A 16,858-nucleotide genomic window follows, 5' to 3' on the forward strand; every position below is an offset into this window, starting at 1 on the left:
AATGTGAGCCCGCGGCCAGGCTTGCGGCGGCGTGTCGCCGGCTCAGCCCGGTGCCCAACGCAGCAGCAGATGCGAGCCCTGGTCGTGGATCAGGGCAAAGCCCGCACGCCGGTACAGGCGCTGCGCAGCGACGTTGTCAGCCTGCACGTGCAGGGTCACGCCGCGACCCAGCGCGGCGGCCTCGCCTTGGCTGTGAGCAATCAGGGCCGCGGCCACACCGTGACCGCGCTCACCGGGAAACAAGCAGATATCGACGATCAGGTGATCCGGCGCACTGCGCTGCAGGTAGTAACGGCCCACCACTACGCCGTGGCGTTCGATGGCCAGGAAATCAGAGTCGCTGTAGTGCGCCTGGTAGTGCTGGTGCTGCAGTGCGAACTGGCTATCCAGAAACGCGCGCTTGCTCGCTTCGGGCCAAGGCACTGGCGCCAGTTCCTCCGCGCGGGTGCTGGCATACAGTTCGCGCAGCCAGCTCAGGTCATCGTCGCACAGTGGCCGCAAAGCGTACCCGCGCTCGCCAAGGAGCGCGGGGACGGCCAGGTGGTCGTTGCGGCCCGCCGGAAACGAAGTGAGCTGCGACATCGCTTGCATGTTGTCAGCCAAAGCTGGGGAACACCCCCTCCAACGCGATGCAGAAGTTCGTCGCGAGGTAGGGCTGGCGGTTCTCGTGGGGCTGGCTGCCACCGGACGGACCGATCATGTTGGAACTGAACTGCGTATTGGCGGTGTTGCCGGGCACGAAGGGTGAGCCCGACGTAGGCAGGCCAAGGTAGTTGCCCGCTGCCGGGACGCTGGTGCGCTTGCTCTCGGCAGGTTGGTTATAGATGGTCAGGGAGTGACTGTGCGACGGCATCTCGTTCTGGGTCAGCGTCACCCCATTGCTGCCGAAAGCCTCGCCGATGCTGTGCGGGGTCAGGCCAGGGCCTTGGCCCTGCTGGGTGGCTGCGCGGTTGACGAAGTTGGGCAACTGGAACGTCGTTTGTCCGTCGCCGCCATACTGAGTGCCCAGCAGCGAGAACAGGGCGGTGTTCTGCCGGATCGCCAAGGTGGCGCCATTGCAGCTGGCCCAGCCCTGTGGCGCGAAGTTGAAGCCGAACAACTGGATTTCGCCGATGAAGGGTTCGGTCATGGTCGTGTCCTGGAGGCGGGTATGCGCGGGTTGCGGCTCAGCTCTGCGACGGGAAGATGCCCGCCCACGCGATGCAGAACTGCACCGTGAGCGTAGGCATCTGGTTGTCGTGCGGCTGGTTGCCACCCGTGCTGACAACTGCATTGGGCGACATGACCGCAGCATTGGCGCCGGTGATGTCGGTGACATACATGGTTTCGCCCGAGAGCGCCGCCGGCAGCACGGCAGTGCCGACCGCGCCGGTGGTTGCCAGCGCCGTGGTTGCCATCAGCGATGGCGTGTGCTGCGGCAACTGCGTCTGCAGCAGGGTGACGCTTTCGCTGCCGGACATCTGCCCCATCACGTAGGAACTCAATCCCGTTCCACGGCCCTGATGGATCGGCACGCGGCCGCTCAGGTCGGGCACGCCGAACGTAGTGACGCCGTCACCGCCGAACGTGGTGCCGATCAGGGTATACAGCACTTCGTACTCGGCAATCGATTGAAGCGAACCATTGCATGCGAACCAGCCGTTGGGCACGCGTGCAAAGCCGAACATCCGGATTTCTCCGACGTAAGGGGTGCTCATGATTAACTCCTGTAGTGGATGCCGGGCGGTTCAGCCGCGTGACGGATAGATGCCGGACAGCGCGATCACGAAACTGATCACGGTGTAGGGCTGCAGGTTCGAGTGTGGCTGATTGCCCCCACCCGCCCCCACGCCCTGCAGTGGCACCAGGGTGCCGCTGGCGGGTCCGAAAATCGCGCTGCCATTGGTGCCGTACAGGCCATTGGTGGGATTTCGCGCCGTCCCCGCGCTGGTGGTGCCATTGACCACAGGACTGTGGAGTGGCACCTGCATGCCCTGCAGTGTCACGCTTTCCGCACCCGCAAGCTGGCCCTGGACGTAAGGTGCTGGGCTCCAGTTGGGATCCACCGAACTGCCGGCACCAACCGGGGTACACGACTGCATGTTGGGCAGGGCGAAGTTGGTGGTGCCGTTACCACCGTATTGGGTGCCCAGCAGCGAAAAAAGCGCCTGATTCTGGGCAATGGATAGCAGCTGTCCGTTGCAGAGGGCGAATCCCCTGGGTGCGAACGCAAACCCCGTGAGCATTATCTGCCCGAGGAAGACTTCGGTCATACCTTTTCCCCCGAAAGGTTGGTGGCACGGACATCATGTCCGGTGCGGGAGTAACTCTGGCTCACACGCCGAGGCCGGCACAAGTAAAACTTTTGTGCAATCGCAACATTAATGCTTCATGAACCATGCGGCACTTTCTTTTTTACCATGAATGCTGCTTGAATGGTCGCCAGCAGTTCGCAAGGGGTGCGGTCCGGGGAAAATCCCGGTTACCGCGGACAGGGGTTAAGTCTCGCCACATTGACTCGAAAGCCCTGGGGCATTCGAGCCGGTGCGGTGCCAACAGGGGCAGGACATGCATCAGTCATCGGCGCTACGCGTGGAGACGCCGCGTGCGCGTTCGCACGCTTTCTTTTCCTGGTTCTGCTCCTGGATCGCCATCGCGCTGTTGTGCGCGGGCAGTCTGTGGCCGCAGCCAGCGGCCGCCGCGCCATCGACCTTCTGCCCAACGCTGAGCATGTCAGTCGCCAACAGTGGCTCGCAGACGCTCAACATCAACAACTGCCATGGCGGCTTCGGCATCTCCGCAGGCACGGCGAGCACCCCGCACGGCACCCGCACCGTGGGCGTGCAATCCGGCGCCAACCTGCCGCTCACCTACACCCACAACGGCGACAGCGCCTCCACCGATACCTTCGTCATCCAGGACGACTTCGGCGGTGACATCACTGTCACCGTAACGATCGCTCCGGCGTCGGCCATCACCCTCGTCGCCACGCCCGCGGTCAACCTGACGGTGGGCGTGCCTTTCAGCACCAGCCTCAGTGCAAGTGGTGGCACCGGCCCCTATACCTACAGCCTGGACAGCGGCTCCATTCCGCCGGGGCTGAGCCTGAGCGGAAACACCATCAGCGGTACGCCGACCCAGCGCGGCGCCTACGCCTTCACCATCCGCGCCACCGACAGCGCCTCTGCCAGCGGCGTGCGCGCCTTCAGCGGTTCAGCAGCCAACCCGACCATTGCCATCGCGCCGTCGTCTCCGTCTGCCGCGCAGAATCTTCCCTACTCGGTGACCTTTACTGCCAGCGGTGGCGTGCCCGGCTACACGTTCGCGTTTGAAAACGGCACGCTGCCGCCTGGCTTGACCCTGAGCGGCGCGACCCTGAGCGGCACGCCCACCACCCAGGGCAGCTACACCTTCGGCATCCGCGTCACCGACAGCAGCAGCGGCACCGGCAGCTATGCCGAGGTCAAATCCGTGACCCTGCAGGTGATTCCGCCGCCGACCATCTCGATCAGCCCGGCCACCGTTCCGGGCGCAACCGTCGCCGTGGCCTACAACCAGACTCTCAGCGCCAGCGGCGGCACTGCGCCGTACAGCTTCGCCATCACCGCAGGCGCTCTGCCCGCAGGGCTGGGCCTCAACACCGGCACCGGCGCACTGACCGGTACGCCGACCGCGGCCGGCACCTTCAACTTCACCGTGACCGCAACAGACGCCAATAGTTTCAACGGTTCCCGCGCCTACACCCTGGTGGTGGCGCCGCCGGTGATCCTGATCGCGCCGTCCGCGCTGACAGGCGGCACAGTCGGCGCGGCCTACAGTGATACCTTCATTGCCAGCGGCGGCATCCCCTCGTACAGCTATGCGATCACTGCCGGTGCCCTGCCGGCGGGGTTGACGCTCAATGGCAGCAGCGGCGTCATCAGCGGTACACCCAGCGCAGGCGGCACCTTCAACTTCACCGTTACCGCCACCAGCAGCAGCACCGGCGTCGGCGCCCCGCACAGCGGCTCGCGTGCCTATTCGACGACGTTCCTTCCGGCCACGGTCCTGTTGCCGGCCACCACGCTGGCCAACGGTACCCAGAACACGGCGTACAGCGCCACGTTGAACCCGGCCAGCGGCGGCACCTCGCCGTACTCCTATGCGTTCACCGCAGGCGCCCTGCCAGCGGGCATGACGCTGAACACCGCAACGGGCGCATTGACCGGTACACCTACCGCATCGGGCACCTTCAATTTCTCCGTGACCGCAACCGACAGCAGCACCGGCACCGGGCCCTACAGTTCCGCGCCGCGCGGCTATACGCTGCAGATCATCAACACCCCGCCTGTCGCCAATCCGCTGTCGGCGAGCGTGGCCTACAACAGCAGCGCCAATCCGATCACGCTGAACATCTCTGGCGGCGTGCCGTCCTCGGTGGCCGTCGGTACCGCGCCGCTTCATGGCAGTGCGAACGCCAGCGGCACCTCCATTACCTACCAGCCCACCGCGGGTTACGCGGGCCCGGACAGCTTTACCTACACCGCAACAAACACCGCCGGCACCTCGTCGCCCGCCACGGTCAGTGTCACTGTCGGCAACCCGACCATCACCGTGACTGCGGGTGGCCCCATGAGCGCGCAGGTCGGCGCCAGCTACAGCCAGACGTTCACCTGGAATGGCGGCACTGCACCCTATAGCGGCTTCACTGTCACCGGCCTGCCAGCAGGCCTCAGCGTTGGTGGCACTACCGCCACCAGCGTGACCGTAAGCGGCACGGTGAGCGCGGCGGGCAGCTTCAGCCTCGTCGCCACTGCCACCGACAGCAGCACCGGCACCGGTCCGTTCACCACCGGCCAGGGCTTCACGCTGACCGTTGGCGCGCCGACCCTGAGCATGACCCCGGCGCCGGGCAACCTGCCGATGAACTACGGCACCGCCACCACCATCAACTTTGCCAGCAGCGGCGGCACCGCGCCGTACAGCTACGCACTGGCGGCCGGCTCGTTGCCGGCGGGTGTGAGCTTCAACTCGGCCGGTGTGCTCAGCGGTACGCCGACCGCGCCGGGCAACTACAACATCGCCGTGCGTGCCGCAGATTCAAGCACCGGCGCGGGTGCGCCGTTCTCGCTGCAGCAAAACTACACCATCGTCGTAGGCCTGCCGACGATCAGCATCGATCCGCCCAGCCTGCCCAACGGCAGCGCTGGCGTGGCCTACAACGCGCAGTTGAGTTCCAGCGGCGGCATAGCGCCATACAGCTACACGCTGCTCAGTGGTGCGCTGCCGACCGGCGTGTCCTTCACCTCTGCAGGCACCCTGTCCGGCATCCCCCGCTCCGATGGCAACTTCAGCATCACGTTGGGTGCCACCGATTCCAACGGCCAGACCGCCAGCCGCGTGTACACCTTCACGATCACTCCGGCGACCGTGGTGCTCGCACCGGCCCCCCTCGCAGGCGGCGCAGTCGGCACCGCCTACTCACAAAGCCTGAGCAGCAGCGGCGGTATTGCGCCCTATACCTACGCGATCGTCTCCGGCACCCTGCCCCCCGGCATTGCCTTCAGCTCAGCGGGCGTGTTCAGTGGCACGCCGGTCACGGCCGGCAGCTACACCGTGGTGGTGCGCTCCACCGACGACGCCGGCTACAACGCTACCCAGAGCTACACCATCGTCATCGCCAATGCGGTGCCGGTGGCTGTGGACGACAGCGCCACCACGCCGTCGCAGCAGGCGGTGACCATTCCGGTCGCCGCCAACGACAGCAGCGTGATCACCTCGGTCGCTGTGGCCAGCGCGCCAGCGCACGGCACTGCCACGGTCAGCGGCATGAGCGTTGTCTATACGCCATCCGGCACCTACTTCGGCGCCGACAGCTTCACTTACACCGCGACCGGTCCGGGCGGCACTTCGGCGCCGGCGACCGTGTCGATCACGATCACCGCTCTGCCCGTGCCTGCGGGCCAGCCGCGCGCGGCCGTCACCACCGTGGCGGGGCAGCCGGTGACCATCGACACCACGGTGGGTGCCACCGGCGGTCCGTTCACCGGCGTGACGCTAGTGACACCGCCGGCAACCGGAACCACGACCGTGACCGGCACCAACATCACCTACACCCCGCTGGCCACCGCCTCGGGCACGGTGAGCATCGTCTACACATTGAACAACGCCTATGGCGCTTCGGCTCCGATCACCACCACGATCACCATCAATCAGGTGCCTGTGGCGGTCTCGCGCCGGGTCAGTGCAAATGCGGGCGTTGCGGCGGTGGTCGAGCTGACGACTGACGCCACCGGCGGTCCGTTCACTGCGGCCACGCTGGTGTCGCTGTCGCCGGCCAGTGCGGGCACGGCCACCGTCGCGCCTTCCGGCAGCGGTGCCAGCGCGGGCTATCGTCTGACCTTCACTCCGGCGGCCACCTTCGCCGGTACCGCCACGGCCACCTTCACCCTGAGCAACACGTTCGCGACGTCGGCGCCGGCGACCATCGACTTTGATGTAATCGGCCGACCGGACCCGACCCTGGACGCGGAAGTGATGGGACTGTTGGGCGCACAGGCCGCTTCCACGCGGCGTTTCGCCACTGCCCAGATCGGCAACTTCCAGCGCCGCATGGAAGGCCTGCATGGTGCTGGCAGAGGGGAGCGCTTCGAGAATGGCCTGAGCTTCGGCGTCGACCGCGATCGTCGCTGCCAGGATGAGGTACGACGCATGCCCGGTGGCGATTGCCGCCAGGTGACCGCGCTGGACGAATCTGTTCTGAGGGACGACGTTGCTGTCGCGCCCGCCGCTGGGGATCGCGGCACACGTAGGGGTGATGGAGATAACGGTGCCCTTACCCTGTGGACCGGCGGCTCGATCAACAGCGGTGATCGCGATGGTCGCTCGGGCAGCGCGGGCTTCGACTTCCAGACCAGCGGCATCAGCGCCGGTGCCGATACCCGGGTGAACCAGGCATTCGCCTTCGGCGGTGGTATCGGCTACGGCCGCGACACGACCGACGTCGGTCACAACGACACCCGCAGCCACGGCGAAAGCTACACCCTGGCCGCGTACGGCAGCTACCACCCGGGGCAGTACTTCTTCGTTGATGGCCTGCTGGGTTACCAGTTGCTGTCATTCGACTCACGTCGCTACGTGACCGCCAATGGCGCGATGGTGCAAGGCGACCGCGATGGCAAGCAGTGGTTCGCCTCGCTGTCGGTCGGCGGCGACTACCAGCGCGACCGGTTGTCGGTGAGTCCGTATGCGCGGCTGGACCTGGCCCGTGCAACATTGAACGGCTATACCGAACGCGGCGACGCGATCCACGCCCTGCGCTACGAGGACCAGGATGTGGACACCACCACCGCCAGCCTGGGCGTGCACATGGACTATCGCTACCCGGTCCGCTTCGGCACGCTCTCGCCACAGCTGCGGCTCGAATACCAGCACGATTTCCAGGACGCCAGCCCGGTGACGATGGGCTACGCCGATCTGCCGGGCGGCCCGTTCTACCGCAGCGAAATCGATGGACTCAAGCGCAACCGGTTCGTTTTCGGTCTGGGTGCGGTGCTGCAGACTGAGCGCGACTTCAGCCTGCGGATCGAGTACCGCGGCCTGTTCGGCAGCAGCGAAGACACCGACCATGGTCTGCAGCTGAACCTGGAAAAGAAGTACTGATCACCTGGGGCGCGGCGACGCGCCCCAATCTCCCGGCAACGCCGGTCGTGCATGTCGAAAGCATCGGCTGGTCCTGCTGCCGATCAAAGCGGCCGGGCATGGGCCCGGCCTTACGACACGGCCGTCAATTGGCCAGAGCGAAATCCAACCCCGCGCACACCGCTGCCACCTGGGCGTCGTTGCATTCCTGCGGGTTGGTGCGCGGGCTGTCCGGGTACACCTCGGTGGTGGTGGCATACAGCGCATCGGTGAAGCCGGCACATGCACCAATCGAGCGCGACTCGCCCCACACCACGCCCAGCGACTGCAGCGGCATGCCCACCAGATTGCCTTCGGCGTCGGCCGGGGCAATGTGGGTGATCGGCGCCACGGCGGCGATCAGCGCCTTCTGGAATTCGTGCTGCGGGTCTTCGCTGTTGCCGATCACATAGAAGCCATCGGGAATGGTGTCGCGCTCGAAGGGCTTGCCATCGCGGGCACAGCGGGCCGGGTCGAACTCGTGCAGATCGCTGTCGGTGGTCTCGTGCAGGTCCAGGTGGACCCGGATGTTGGCCTTGCGTTCGGCCACCCAGCGCATCAGCGAGGCGGCTTCCTCGATCAGGCCGCCGTCACGGAAGCTGCGGTTGGGATCGATGGCATTGGGATTCCAGCGCTGGATGCGCTCATAGCCCCACGGGCTCACGCACGGGGCCACGATCAGGTTGAAGCGGCCCAGGTATCGCTCGGCGTGCTGCTCCAGGAACTGCAGGGCGCCATGCACGCCGCTGGTTTCGTAGCCATGCACGCCGCCGGTGACCAGCGCGGTCGGCAGGGCCGGGTTCCAGTCGTGGTTCACCACCGCAAACAGCGGGTAGTGGTCCGGGGCGTAGTCCAACTGGCCGTACTGCACCACGTCGAAGCGCTCGTCCAGCCGTTCCAGCGCGGTCACCACGTCTTCGTGGTAGCTGCGCTGCCGCTGCTGGCGGGCCCGCCACTGCGCGCGTTCGGCGTCGCCCCAGGGCTGTCCGGGGGTGCCGATCGGGTAGAACTGCGCAACGGTCATCTCAAGCTCCAGAAGTCGGGGTGCGGTGGTACAGCCGACCATTTTAAGCCTTGTGGCCCGATCGGTGCTGCCCCTCGCCCCGCCTTCATACGGCCGGCCTCATCTGGTTGTAAAATCAACGGTTTTTGGCCCCCACCCCCTTGATGGCGAACGCAGCGCAGCCGGTCGTGGATGGACCGGACTTCCTCCGTCTGCTCGCCCGTCTCAGCGACGGCGCGATGCCGGCCTCCAGTCCCGCCCTGACCGATCGCCTCGGCCAGTGGGTGGACTGGAGCCGTGCCGTGGCCCTTGCCGGGGCGCTGGATGGCCGCCTGGCTGAACCGGCCGAGGCCGCCGAAGCGCTGGATGACCTGCTGGCCGATTGCGCCCAGGCCGAAGCGAGCCTGTTGGCCTCGCTGAGCGAGGATGCCGAGGCCGAGCGCCTGCTGGACCTGGCCGAGGCCGCCGCCGCGCCGAACTTCGCTTCGTTGCGGCAGCGCTACCGGGTGCTGCAGCAGGCCATCCAGACCGCTACCGGCCGTCTGCGCGGCCGCCTGCGCGACCAGCTGGTGCAGGCGTCACCGGAGCTGGCGCGGCTGGCCGAGGTCGATGCGGTGATGGAGCAGACCTTGAGCCCGCGCGAGCACAGCCTGCTTGCCACCGCCCCGGCGGTGCTGGGTGCCCGATTCGAACGCGTGCACGGCCAGCCCGGCTGGCGCGCGTCCTTCCGCCACGACATGCGCACGCTGCTGCTCGCCGAGCTGCAACTGCGCTTCCACCCGATCCAGGGGCTGCTTGCCGCCCTGCGCTCACACTGACCGGAACACCATGTCCAGAACTGTTTTCCACGTCCTTGTCTTCCTTGCTGGCCTGCTGGCCGTGTGCTGGATCGGCGTCGGCTATGTCTCGGTGCACCCGCTGGGTGCAGCCGTGGCAGCGATCATCGCAGCCTGCTACATCGCCGGTGGCGTGGAGCTGTACCGCTACCGGCAGGCCAGCAATGGCCTGCGCGCCGCACTGGCTGACCTTTCGCTGGCCAAGGAAAGCCTGGCACCGTGGCTGGAGCGTGTGCCGCTGGGCCTGCGCAATGCCGTGCGCCTGCGCGTGGAAGGCGAACGCACCGCCCTGCCCTCGCCGGTGCTGACGCCCTATCTGGTAGGCCTGCTGGTGCTGCTGGGCATGCTCGGCACGCTGCTGGGCATGATGGACACCCTGCGCGGCACGGGCCTAGCGCTGCAGAGCGCCACCGACATGGCGGCCATCCGCGGCTCGCTGGCCTCGCCGGTGCAGGGTCTGGCGGTGGCCTTCGGCACGTCCATCGCCGGCGTGGCCAGCTCGGCCATGCTGGGCCTGCTGTCGGCGCTGCTGCGCCGCGACCGCCTGCACGTGGTGCAGCAGCTGGACCGCGCCATCGCCACTGACCTGCATCCGTATTCGCAAGCCTGGCAGCGTGCCGAGTCGCTGCGCCTGCTGCAGTCGCAGTCTGCGGCGCTGCCTACGCTGATCGATCGCCTGCAAGCGATGACCAGCACCTTCGAACAGCACAGCGCGGCCGCCAATGAGCGCCTGCTGGCCGGTCAGGCTGAGTTCCTGACGCAGAGCCAGGCGTTGCAGGAACGCCTGGCCACCTCGCTGCAGCAGTCGTTGCGCGAAGGTGCTGAAGCCAGTGCCGCGGCCATTGGCGGCGCGCTGCAACCGATGGCCGAAACCACCCTGGCCGGTCTGGCCAGCCACGGCCAGGCGCTGCATTCGCGTGTCGAACAGGCAGTGCAGCAGCAGTTGAATGGTCTGGCCGAGGGCTTCGAGCGCAGCCGCGTGGCGACCGAAGCGAGCTGGGCCAAGGTAGTGGCCGAGCAGACCGGCGCGCAGCAGGCGCTGGTTGCCGAACTGCGCCAGCATCTGCAGTCCTTCAGCGAAGGCCAGAGCGCACAGAGTGAAGCGCTGGTGGTGCGCATCGGCGAGCGCCTGCAGGCCGATGCCAGCGGCAACGCCGACGCTTGGCGTGCCGCTGCCGAACAGCAGCATGCGTTGAACAGTGAACTGGTCGAGCGCCAGCAGCAGGCGCTGCAGCATGCCAGCAGCCACCTGGATGACCGTGCGCAGGCGCTGCTGCAGGCACTGGATGAGCGCCACGCCGCCGGCCAGTCGCTGCTGCAGGAACACGAGCAACAGCGCTTGCAGGATTGGCAGGCCGCACAGGCCGCCACCGCCACGGCGCATGCCGAACTGCAGGCGGGCCTGGATGCACGCGAACAGCAGCGCCAGCTGCGTTGGGACGCGGTAAGTACCGAGCTGCAGCAGGCGCACGCGGCGTTGCAGGCCCAGCTACTGGCAGGCGACGAACAGCGCCTGCAGCGCTGGAGCGATGCGTTGCAGAGCGTTTCGGCCGATCTCGCCGAGCGCCTGCAGGCCAATGGCCAGCGCCTTGCCGAACAGCAGCAGCAGGTCTGCGACACGTTGGCACAGACCGCGCAGCAGATCGGCGAGAACGGCCGTGCCCAGGCCAGCGCCACGCTGGCCGAAGTGTCCACCCTGCTGCAGACTGCGGCCGCAGCACCGAAGGCAGCCGCCGAGGTCATCAACGAACTGCGCAGCACCCTGTCCGAAAGCCTGGTGCGCGACAACAAGATGCTGGAAGAACGCGGCCACCTGCTGGCCACCGTGCAGACCCTGCTGGACGCGATCAACCACGCCTCGCACGAGCAGCGCACCGCTGTGGATGCACTGGTCGGAGGCTCGGCCGAACTGCTGGAACGCGTCGGTAACCGTTTCAGCGACCATATCGCGGCCGAGACCGGCAAGCTCGATGGCATCGCCGCGTTGCTCAATGGCAGTGCCGGTGAAGTGGGCCAGCTGGCCGGCACCTTCGGTTCTGCCGTCGAGCAGTTCGGCACCGCTTCGGCAGAGCTCTCCGGACGCCTGGAGCAGATTGGCGGTGCGCTGGACGCCTCGCTGGCGCGCAGCGATGAGCAGTTGGCGTACTACGTGGCGCAGGCGCGCGAGGTGGTCGACCTCAGCCTGCTGTCACAGAAACAAGTGATGGAAGAACTGCAGCAGCTGGCCGCGCGCCGCGGCAAGGCCGGCAGCGCATGAGCGACGAGCTGGAGGTCGACGGCGGCTCACACGCCCCGATCTGGGCGGCATTCGGCGATCTGATGTCGGTGCTGCTGGGCGCGTTCGTGCTGATCCTGGTCGGCGTGGTCGCCGTGCAGCTGGAGTTGTCGCAGCGCCTGGACCAGGAGGTCAAGCAGCGCCAGGCCGAAGCCAAGCGTCTGCAGACGCTGGAACAGGCGCTGGCCGGCCCGCTCGCCGCCGGCCGGGTGACGCTGGTGAATGGCCGCATCGGCATCAGCGGCAGCGTGCTGTTCGCGCTGAACTCGGACCAGCTGCAGCCGGAAGGCCAGGAACTGCTGCGCAGCCTGGCCGCGCCGCTGGCGGCCTATCTCGGCACGCGCGAAGAGATCCTGATGGTCAGCGGTTTCACCGATGACGCACCGGTGCGGGAAGGCAACCGCCGCTTCGCCGACAACTGGGAGCTGTCCGCGCAGCGCTCGCTGACGGTGACCCGTACCCTGATCGCCGACGGCGTACCGGCCGATGCGGTGTTCGCCGCGGCGTTCGGCAGCGAGCAGCCGGTCAGCTCCAATGCCAACGAAGATGGCCGCGCGCGCAACCGCCGTGTGGAGATCGCGCCGATTCCCAAGCCCAAGGCTGCTGCGCCGGGCGAGAAGAACGGCAATGGCAGCTGAGTCCTTGCCTTTGGAGGGATTGCGTGCCCTGGTGCGCGACCTCGACAGCGGGTCGCGATCGCTGCTGCACTACCCGCAGGTGCCGATGCTGGACGACGTGCGCCGCGAGTGGTCCGAGCTGCGCAGCGAACTGCAGGTGCGCCGCTCGCTGCGCACCGAGGCCCCCGCCGACGGCGGCCCACTGAACTCGGCAGTGCTGGTGCAGCGCATGCTGGACACGATGCAGGCGACCAGCCCCGGGTATCTGCGCCACTTCATCGACTATGTCGATACGCTGTCGTGGCTGCAGGCGTTGCAGGATGGTGCCGCCAGCGGCGGTGATGCAGCAAAACCCAAACGCACACGCAAGCCGCGCAACGCGGGTTGACCGATACCGGTAGTGCCGGCCGCTGGCCGGCAGCCTCATGAACCCTCCGCAGCATCCCGCAGTTGCCGGCCAGCGGCCGGCACTACCCACCCGTATGTCCGCAGATGAAGCTGCGGGCATTGCAGGATGCGACGCTAAAGCGCACACGCAGCAACGCTTCCCCTTTCATCTGCCTGAGCTCCGCTTCCATGCGGCGGCTCGCGCTTGCCTGAGTGCCTGTTCCATGACCAAGACCCTGTTGGCTGCTGCGTTGTCCCTGGCCCTTGCACCGACCGCGTGGGCGCAGCAGGCGCCGTCCGCCACCGACCTCGATGCAGTTTCAGTCATCGGCAGTGGCGAGGCGCGCCAGGTGCAGCGCATCACCCGCGAGAACCTGGACATCCTGCCGCCAGGCACCAGCCTGCAGAAGACCCTGAATCTGCTGCCCGGCGTCAACGCGCAGTCGGCCGACGCGCTGGGCACCAACGAACAGTCGATGACCCTGAGCCTGCGCGGTTTCAACTCCACCCGCCTGGGCTACGTGCTGGACGGCGTGCCGCTGGGCGATGGCGCGTACAACAACTACAACGGCCTGACCATCAACCGTGCGTTGATCAGCGAGAACATGGCTGGTGCCGAACTCGCGGTGGGTATCGGCAGCCTCGGCACGCCGTCCACCAGCAACCTCGGCGGCAGCATTTCCTATACCTCCGACCGACCGGCGCAGGAACTGGGCGGCCGCGTGGTGCAGACCTTCGGCAGCGATGCCAACCGCCGCACCTTCGTGCGCGTGGACAGCGGCGAGTACAACGGATTCTCCGGCTACGTATCGGGCATGAACGCGGTCTCGGACCTGTGGAACGACCAGACCGCCTACAACAAGTCCACCACCAAGCAGTTCAACGCCAAGGGCGTGTGGAATTTCGGCAGCGGCCAGATCACCGGCTTCGTCGACACCTCGCGCACCAGCCAGGCGGACTACTTCTACCTGTCCAAAGACGAGATGTCCCGCGGCCTGGGCTGGGACTGGGGCGGCTATGCACCGGACTGGAACAAGGCCGTGGCCAAGGCCTACTGCAACACCGCCAGCCTCAATGCGAAGAAGTGCGACAACAGCGGTGCGGACAAGGATGCCGACGGTGCCTTCACTGCCGGGCAGATCCTGCGCGATGACAACCTGTACTACCTGGCCGGCGACTTCTTCCTCGCCAACGGCTTCACCCTGCGGGCGCTGGCCTACCACCACGACGACCGCGGCGAAGGCCACAACTGGAACAGCGGCGCCTGGTCGAACAAGGGCACTGCACAGGAAATCCCGATCATCTTCCGCAACACCGTCTACACCATCGACCGCGATGGCGGCACGCTGTCGTTCGATTGGGAGCTGGGTGCACACCGCATCGAAGGTGGCGTCTGGTACGAACGCAACACCAGCAGTGCCGAACGCTACCAGACCGCTGTGGACGGACCACGCGACCTCAGCGGCATGAATACCCTGCCCTCGGACGTGGGCGTATTCGCCCAACGCACGCGCTGGAAGACCCACCAGTTCTTCCTGAAGGACACCTGGCGCCTGCTCGACGACCGCCTGACCCTGGAGTTCGGCGCCAAGAGCCCGCATGCCACCTCCGATGCGCAGGCGCTGCCCGGCGATGCGAAGACACCGATCTCGCCGAGCTCGAACAACCAGTTCGCCACCGGCTCGCTGAAGGCCAGCAAGAATTTCCTGCCCAGCGTGGGTGCGAACTTCCGCCTCAGCGAGCATCACGAAGTGTTCGCCAGCTACGCCGAGAACATCGCCATGTTCCAAGGCGGCTTCAAGCTCGGCCCGCAGGCGGTCAGCCAGGCCACCTGGAACGCGCAGGGCAACCTGAAGCCAGAGGAATCACGCTCGCTGGAAGCGGGCTACCGCTTCGTCACCGACACCCTGCAGGCATCGGTCGCCGCCTACAGCGTGCGCTTCGACAACCGCCTGCTGCAGTACAACCCCTGCGACTCGCGGCAGGCGGTCGGACCGACCTGCGGCAACCGCTTCTACAACGTCGGCGGCGTCGACAGCCGCGGTGCCGAACTGACCGTGTTGTGGACACCGAACGAGCACTTCAGCTGGTACACCTCGGCGTCGCTGAACCGCTCAACCTACGCCTCCAACTACTTCCAGGCCGGCGTCGAACAGCAGATCAAGGGCAAGATCCAGACCGACACGCCCAAGCAGCTGCTGGCCACTGAGATCACCTGGCGCGACAACGGCTGGTTTGCCAGTCTGCGCGGCAAGTACACCGGCGAGCGCTTCTACACCTATACCAACGACCAGGGCTTCGGTGGCTTCACCGTGTTCGACCTGGCCGGCGGCTACGATTTCGGCCAGGTCGGCTTCGCCAAGGGAATGCGACTGTCGCTGAACGTGACCAACCTGGGCGACAAGCGCTACGCCAGCAACCTGGATTCGAGCGTGTTCGCACCCAGCGACCCGTCGGGCAAGCTGTATGTGTTCCATGCGTCGGCACCGCGCCAGGTGTTCGGTACCATCGACATCCGCTTCTGATCGCCGGCCGAGGAGTCACCCATGTCCGCTACTGCCCTGCTGTTGGCCGCGCTCTCGGTCAGCGGCTACAACGCACCGCATGAAGCCCGCGGCGTGCCGCCACGCGCGGTGGACGTGGGCAGCTTCACCTACGTGGACAAGGGGTTGGTCGCCGCCGGGCGATTGCCGGCAGGCACCGTGGACTTCCTCGGCGATACGCTGGGCTCGTTCTCGTCGTTGGCGATACAGCCGGGCACGTGGCGGCGCACCGCGCGGGGTTACCAAGGGGTGCTGTGGACCCTGCCCGACCGCGGCCGCAACGATCCGGAGGCCGGGCTGTTCTACGACTATGCCGGCCGTCTGGAGCGCATGAAGCTGCGCATCGACTGGCCGCAGGGAACGTCCAAGGGCTTCGGCGTGGTGACGATGACGCCAGAAAAGGGGCTGGTGCTGAAGGACTACAACGGCCAGCCCTTCACCGGTGCCGACCCGGGTGATCACACGATCAACCAGCGTGGCGTGGTGCTGCCCTCGCCCGCCGTGGGCGCGGGGGCCGGCAAGGTCGCGCTTGATGCCGAATCGCTGCAGTTCACTGCCGACGGCCACTTCTACATCGGCGACGAGTACACCGCCAACGTCTACTACTTCGATGCACAGGGCCAGCTGCAGGGAGTGATCGTGCCGCCGCAGGCGATCCAGCCACAACGTGATGGCAAACCTGCCTTTGGATCATTGGCCCCGCCGCAGACCGGGCGCCGCAACAACCAGGGCGTGGAAGGCATGGGCCTGTCGCCCGACGGCACACGGTTGTTCGTTGCCCTGCAGAGCGCGCTGATGCAGGACAGCGCGGCGGGCAATGCCGCCGGCCGCATCAACACCCGCGTGCTGGTCTACGACGTGTCTGCCAACCCGACGCCGACGCAACCGGTGGGCCACCATGTGATGATCCTGCCCGCCTACGCCCATGATGGCAAAGGCAAGCTCGACCGTACCGCTGCGCAGAGCGAGCTGCGTGCGCTGGACAACGAGCGTTTCCTGATGCTGGCGCGCGATGGCAATGGACTGGGCAAGGAGGGCAACGACCCGATCGTCTATAAATCGGTGCTGCTGGTGAACGTGGCGCAGGCCTCCAATCTGGTGGACACGGAATATGAGACCGGCACGGCATCGGTGCTGGCCGATCCGGCTGACGCCATGTTGAAGACCGGCATCGTGCCCGCCAACGTCAAAGAGGTGCTGAACCTGCTCGACCGACCGCAGCTCGCCCGGGCCGGGCTGGACCTGGACACAGGGCGTGGCCCTCACCCGGGATTGCTGTCGGAGAAATGGGAGGCGATGGATGTGTTGCCTGCGCTTGATCCAGAGCACCCGAACGACGTACTGCTGCTGATCGGCAACGACAACGACTTCACCGCCCGCAACTGCCGCATGCAGGGCGAGCACTGCGACAGTGCGTACGACAACGACAACCGGGTGCTGGTGTATCGGCTCACCCTGCCGTAGTGCCGGCCGCTGGCCGGCAATCTCACAAACCCCGACACTTGGTAGTGCCGGCCGCTGGCCGGCAACTTCATGAACCTCCGGACGCACCGCCTGGT

The 16,858-nt window shown here is 66.7% G+C and carries 13 protein-coding genes; 7 read left to right on the forward strand and 6 right to left on the reverse strand.

The features are described 5' to 3' along the window. Positions 1-42: 42 nt before the first annotated feature. The 5 genes from AB4Y98_RS18275 to AB4Y98_RS18295 all read right to left on the reverse strand — a co-directional run bounded on the left by AB4Y98_RS18275 (position 43) and on the right by AB4Y98_RS18295 (position 2,711). On the reverse strand, positions 43-582 hold the full coding sequence (locus tag AB4Y98_RS18275) for a GNAT family N-acetyltransferase (RefSeq protein WP_160170333.1): 540 nt from the start codon (positions 580-582) through the stop codon (positions 43-45). A gap of 13 nt (positions 583-595) precedes the next feature. Beyond that, a complete protein-coding gene (locus AB4Y98_RS18280) occupies positions 596-1,129 on the reverse strand; it encodes a phage tail protein (RefSeq protein WP_442244863.1) in 534 nt (177 codons plus the stop codon). Between the two features lie 37 nt (positions 1,130-1,166). After that, complete coding sequence (locus AB4Y98_RS18285) at positions 1,167-1,697, reverse strand: phage tail protein (RefSeq protein WP_033831297.1); 531 nt, start codon at positions 1,695-1,697, stop codon at positions 1,167-1,169. Positions 1,698-1,727: 30 nt separating this feature from the next. After that, on the reverse strand, positions 1,728-2,252 hold the full coding sequence (locus AB4Y98_RS18290; protein WP_442244864.1) for a phage tail protein: 525 nt from the start codon (positions 2,250-2,252) through the stop codon (positions 1,728-1,730). Between the two features lie 300 nt (positions 2,253-2,552). Further along, complete coding sequence (locus AB4Y98_RS18295; protein ID WP_312108506.1) at positions 2,553-2,711, reverse strand: hypothetical protein; 159 nt, start codon at positions 2,709-2,711, stop codon at positions 2,553-2,555. On the opposite strand from AB4Y98_RS18295, the gene AB4Y98_RS18300 reads away from it, so the two are divergent. Beyond that, entirely contained in the window at positions 2,710-7,620 is a 4,911-nt protein-coding gene (locus AB4Y98_RS18300) for a putative Ig domain-containing protein (RefSeq protein WP_442244865.1), read from the forward strand. The genes AB4Y98_RS18295 and AB4Y98_RS18300 overlap by 2 nt on opposite strands. Before the next feature lie 124 nt (positions 7,621-7,744). Here the strand turns inward: AB4Y98_RS18300 and AB4Y98_RS18305 are convergent, their stop codons facing one another. After that, entirely contained in the window at positions 7,745-8,662 is a 918-nt protein-coding gene (locus tag AB4Y98_RS18305; RefSeq protein WP_025874316.1) for a M14 family metallopeptidase, read from the reverse strand. A gap of 143 nt (positions 8,663-8,805) precedes the next feature. Here AB4Y98_RS18305 and AB4Y98_RS18310 point away from each other — a divergent pair, with 143 nt between their 5' ends. The 6 genes from AB4Y98_RS18310 (at position 8,806) to AB4Y98_RS18335 (ending at position 16,763) form a co-directional block, all read left to right on the forward strand. After that, positions 8,806-9,459, forward strand: coding sequence for a DUF3348 family protein (locus AB4Y98_RS18310; protein ID WP_032975341.1), 654 nt, complete (start codon positions 8,806-8,808; stop codon positions 9,457-9,459). 10 nt (positions 9,460-9,469) lie between these two features. Continuing rightward, a complete protein-coding gene (locus tag AB4Y98_RS18315) occupies positions 9,470-11,734 on the forward strand; it encodes a DUF802 domain-containing protein (protein ID WP_442244866.1) in 2,265 nt (754 codons plus the stop codon). Further along, positions 11,731-12,390: an OmpA family protein gene (locus AB4Y98_RS18320; RefSeq protein ID WP_025874313.1), complete on the forward strand. Its 660-nt coding sequence runs from the start codon at positions 11,731-11,733 to the stop codon at positions 12,388-12,390. The genes AB4Y98_RS18315 and AB4Y98_RS18320 overlap by 4 nt, the downstream gene beginning before the upstream one ends. Beyond that, positions 12,380-12,757 (forward strand): DUF2894 domain-containing protein, encoded by a 378-nt coding sequence (locus AB4Y98_RS18325; protein WP_442244867.1) that lies wholly within the window; start codon positions 12,380-12,382, stop codon positions 12,755-12,757. Before AB4Y98_RS18320 ends, AB4Y98_RS18325 begins: the two co-directional genes overlap by 11 nt. Positions 12,758-12,980: 223 nt before the next feature. Next, entirely contained in the window at positions 12,981-15,281 is a 2,301-nt protein-coding gene (locus tag AB4Y98_RS18330) for a TonB-dependent receptor (protein ID WP_442244868.1), read from the forward strand. A 21-nt stretch (positions 15,282-15,302) separates the two neighbouring features. Further along, positions 15,303-16,763, forward strand: a complete 1,461-nt coding sequence (locus AB4Y98_RS18335) for an esterase-like activity of phytase family protein (RefSeq protein ID WP_442244869.1) — start codon at positions 15,303-15,305, stop codon at positions 16,761-16,763. Positions 16,764-16,858: the final 95 nt, after the last annotated feature.

Source organism: Stenotrophomonas sp. 2YAF26 (assembly GCF_052114625.1).
In the GTDB taxonomy this organism is placed as follows: Bacteria; Pseudomonadota; Gammaproteobacteria; order Xanthomonadales; family Xanthomonadaceae; genus Stenotrophomonas; species Stenotrophomonas indicatrix.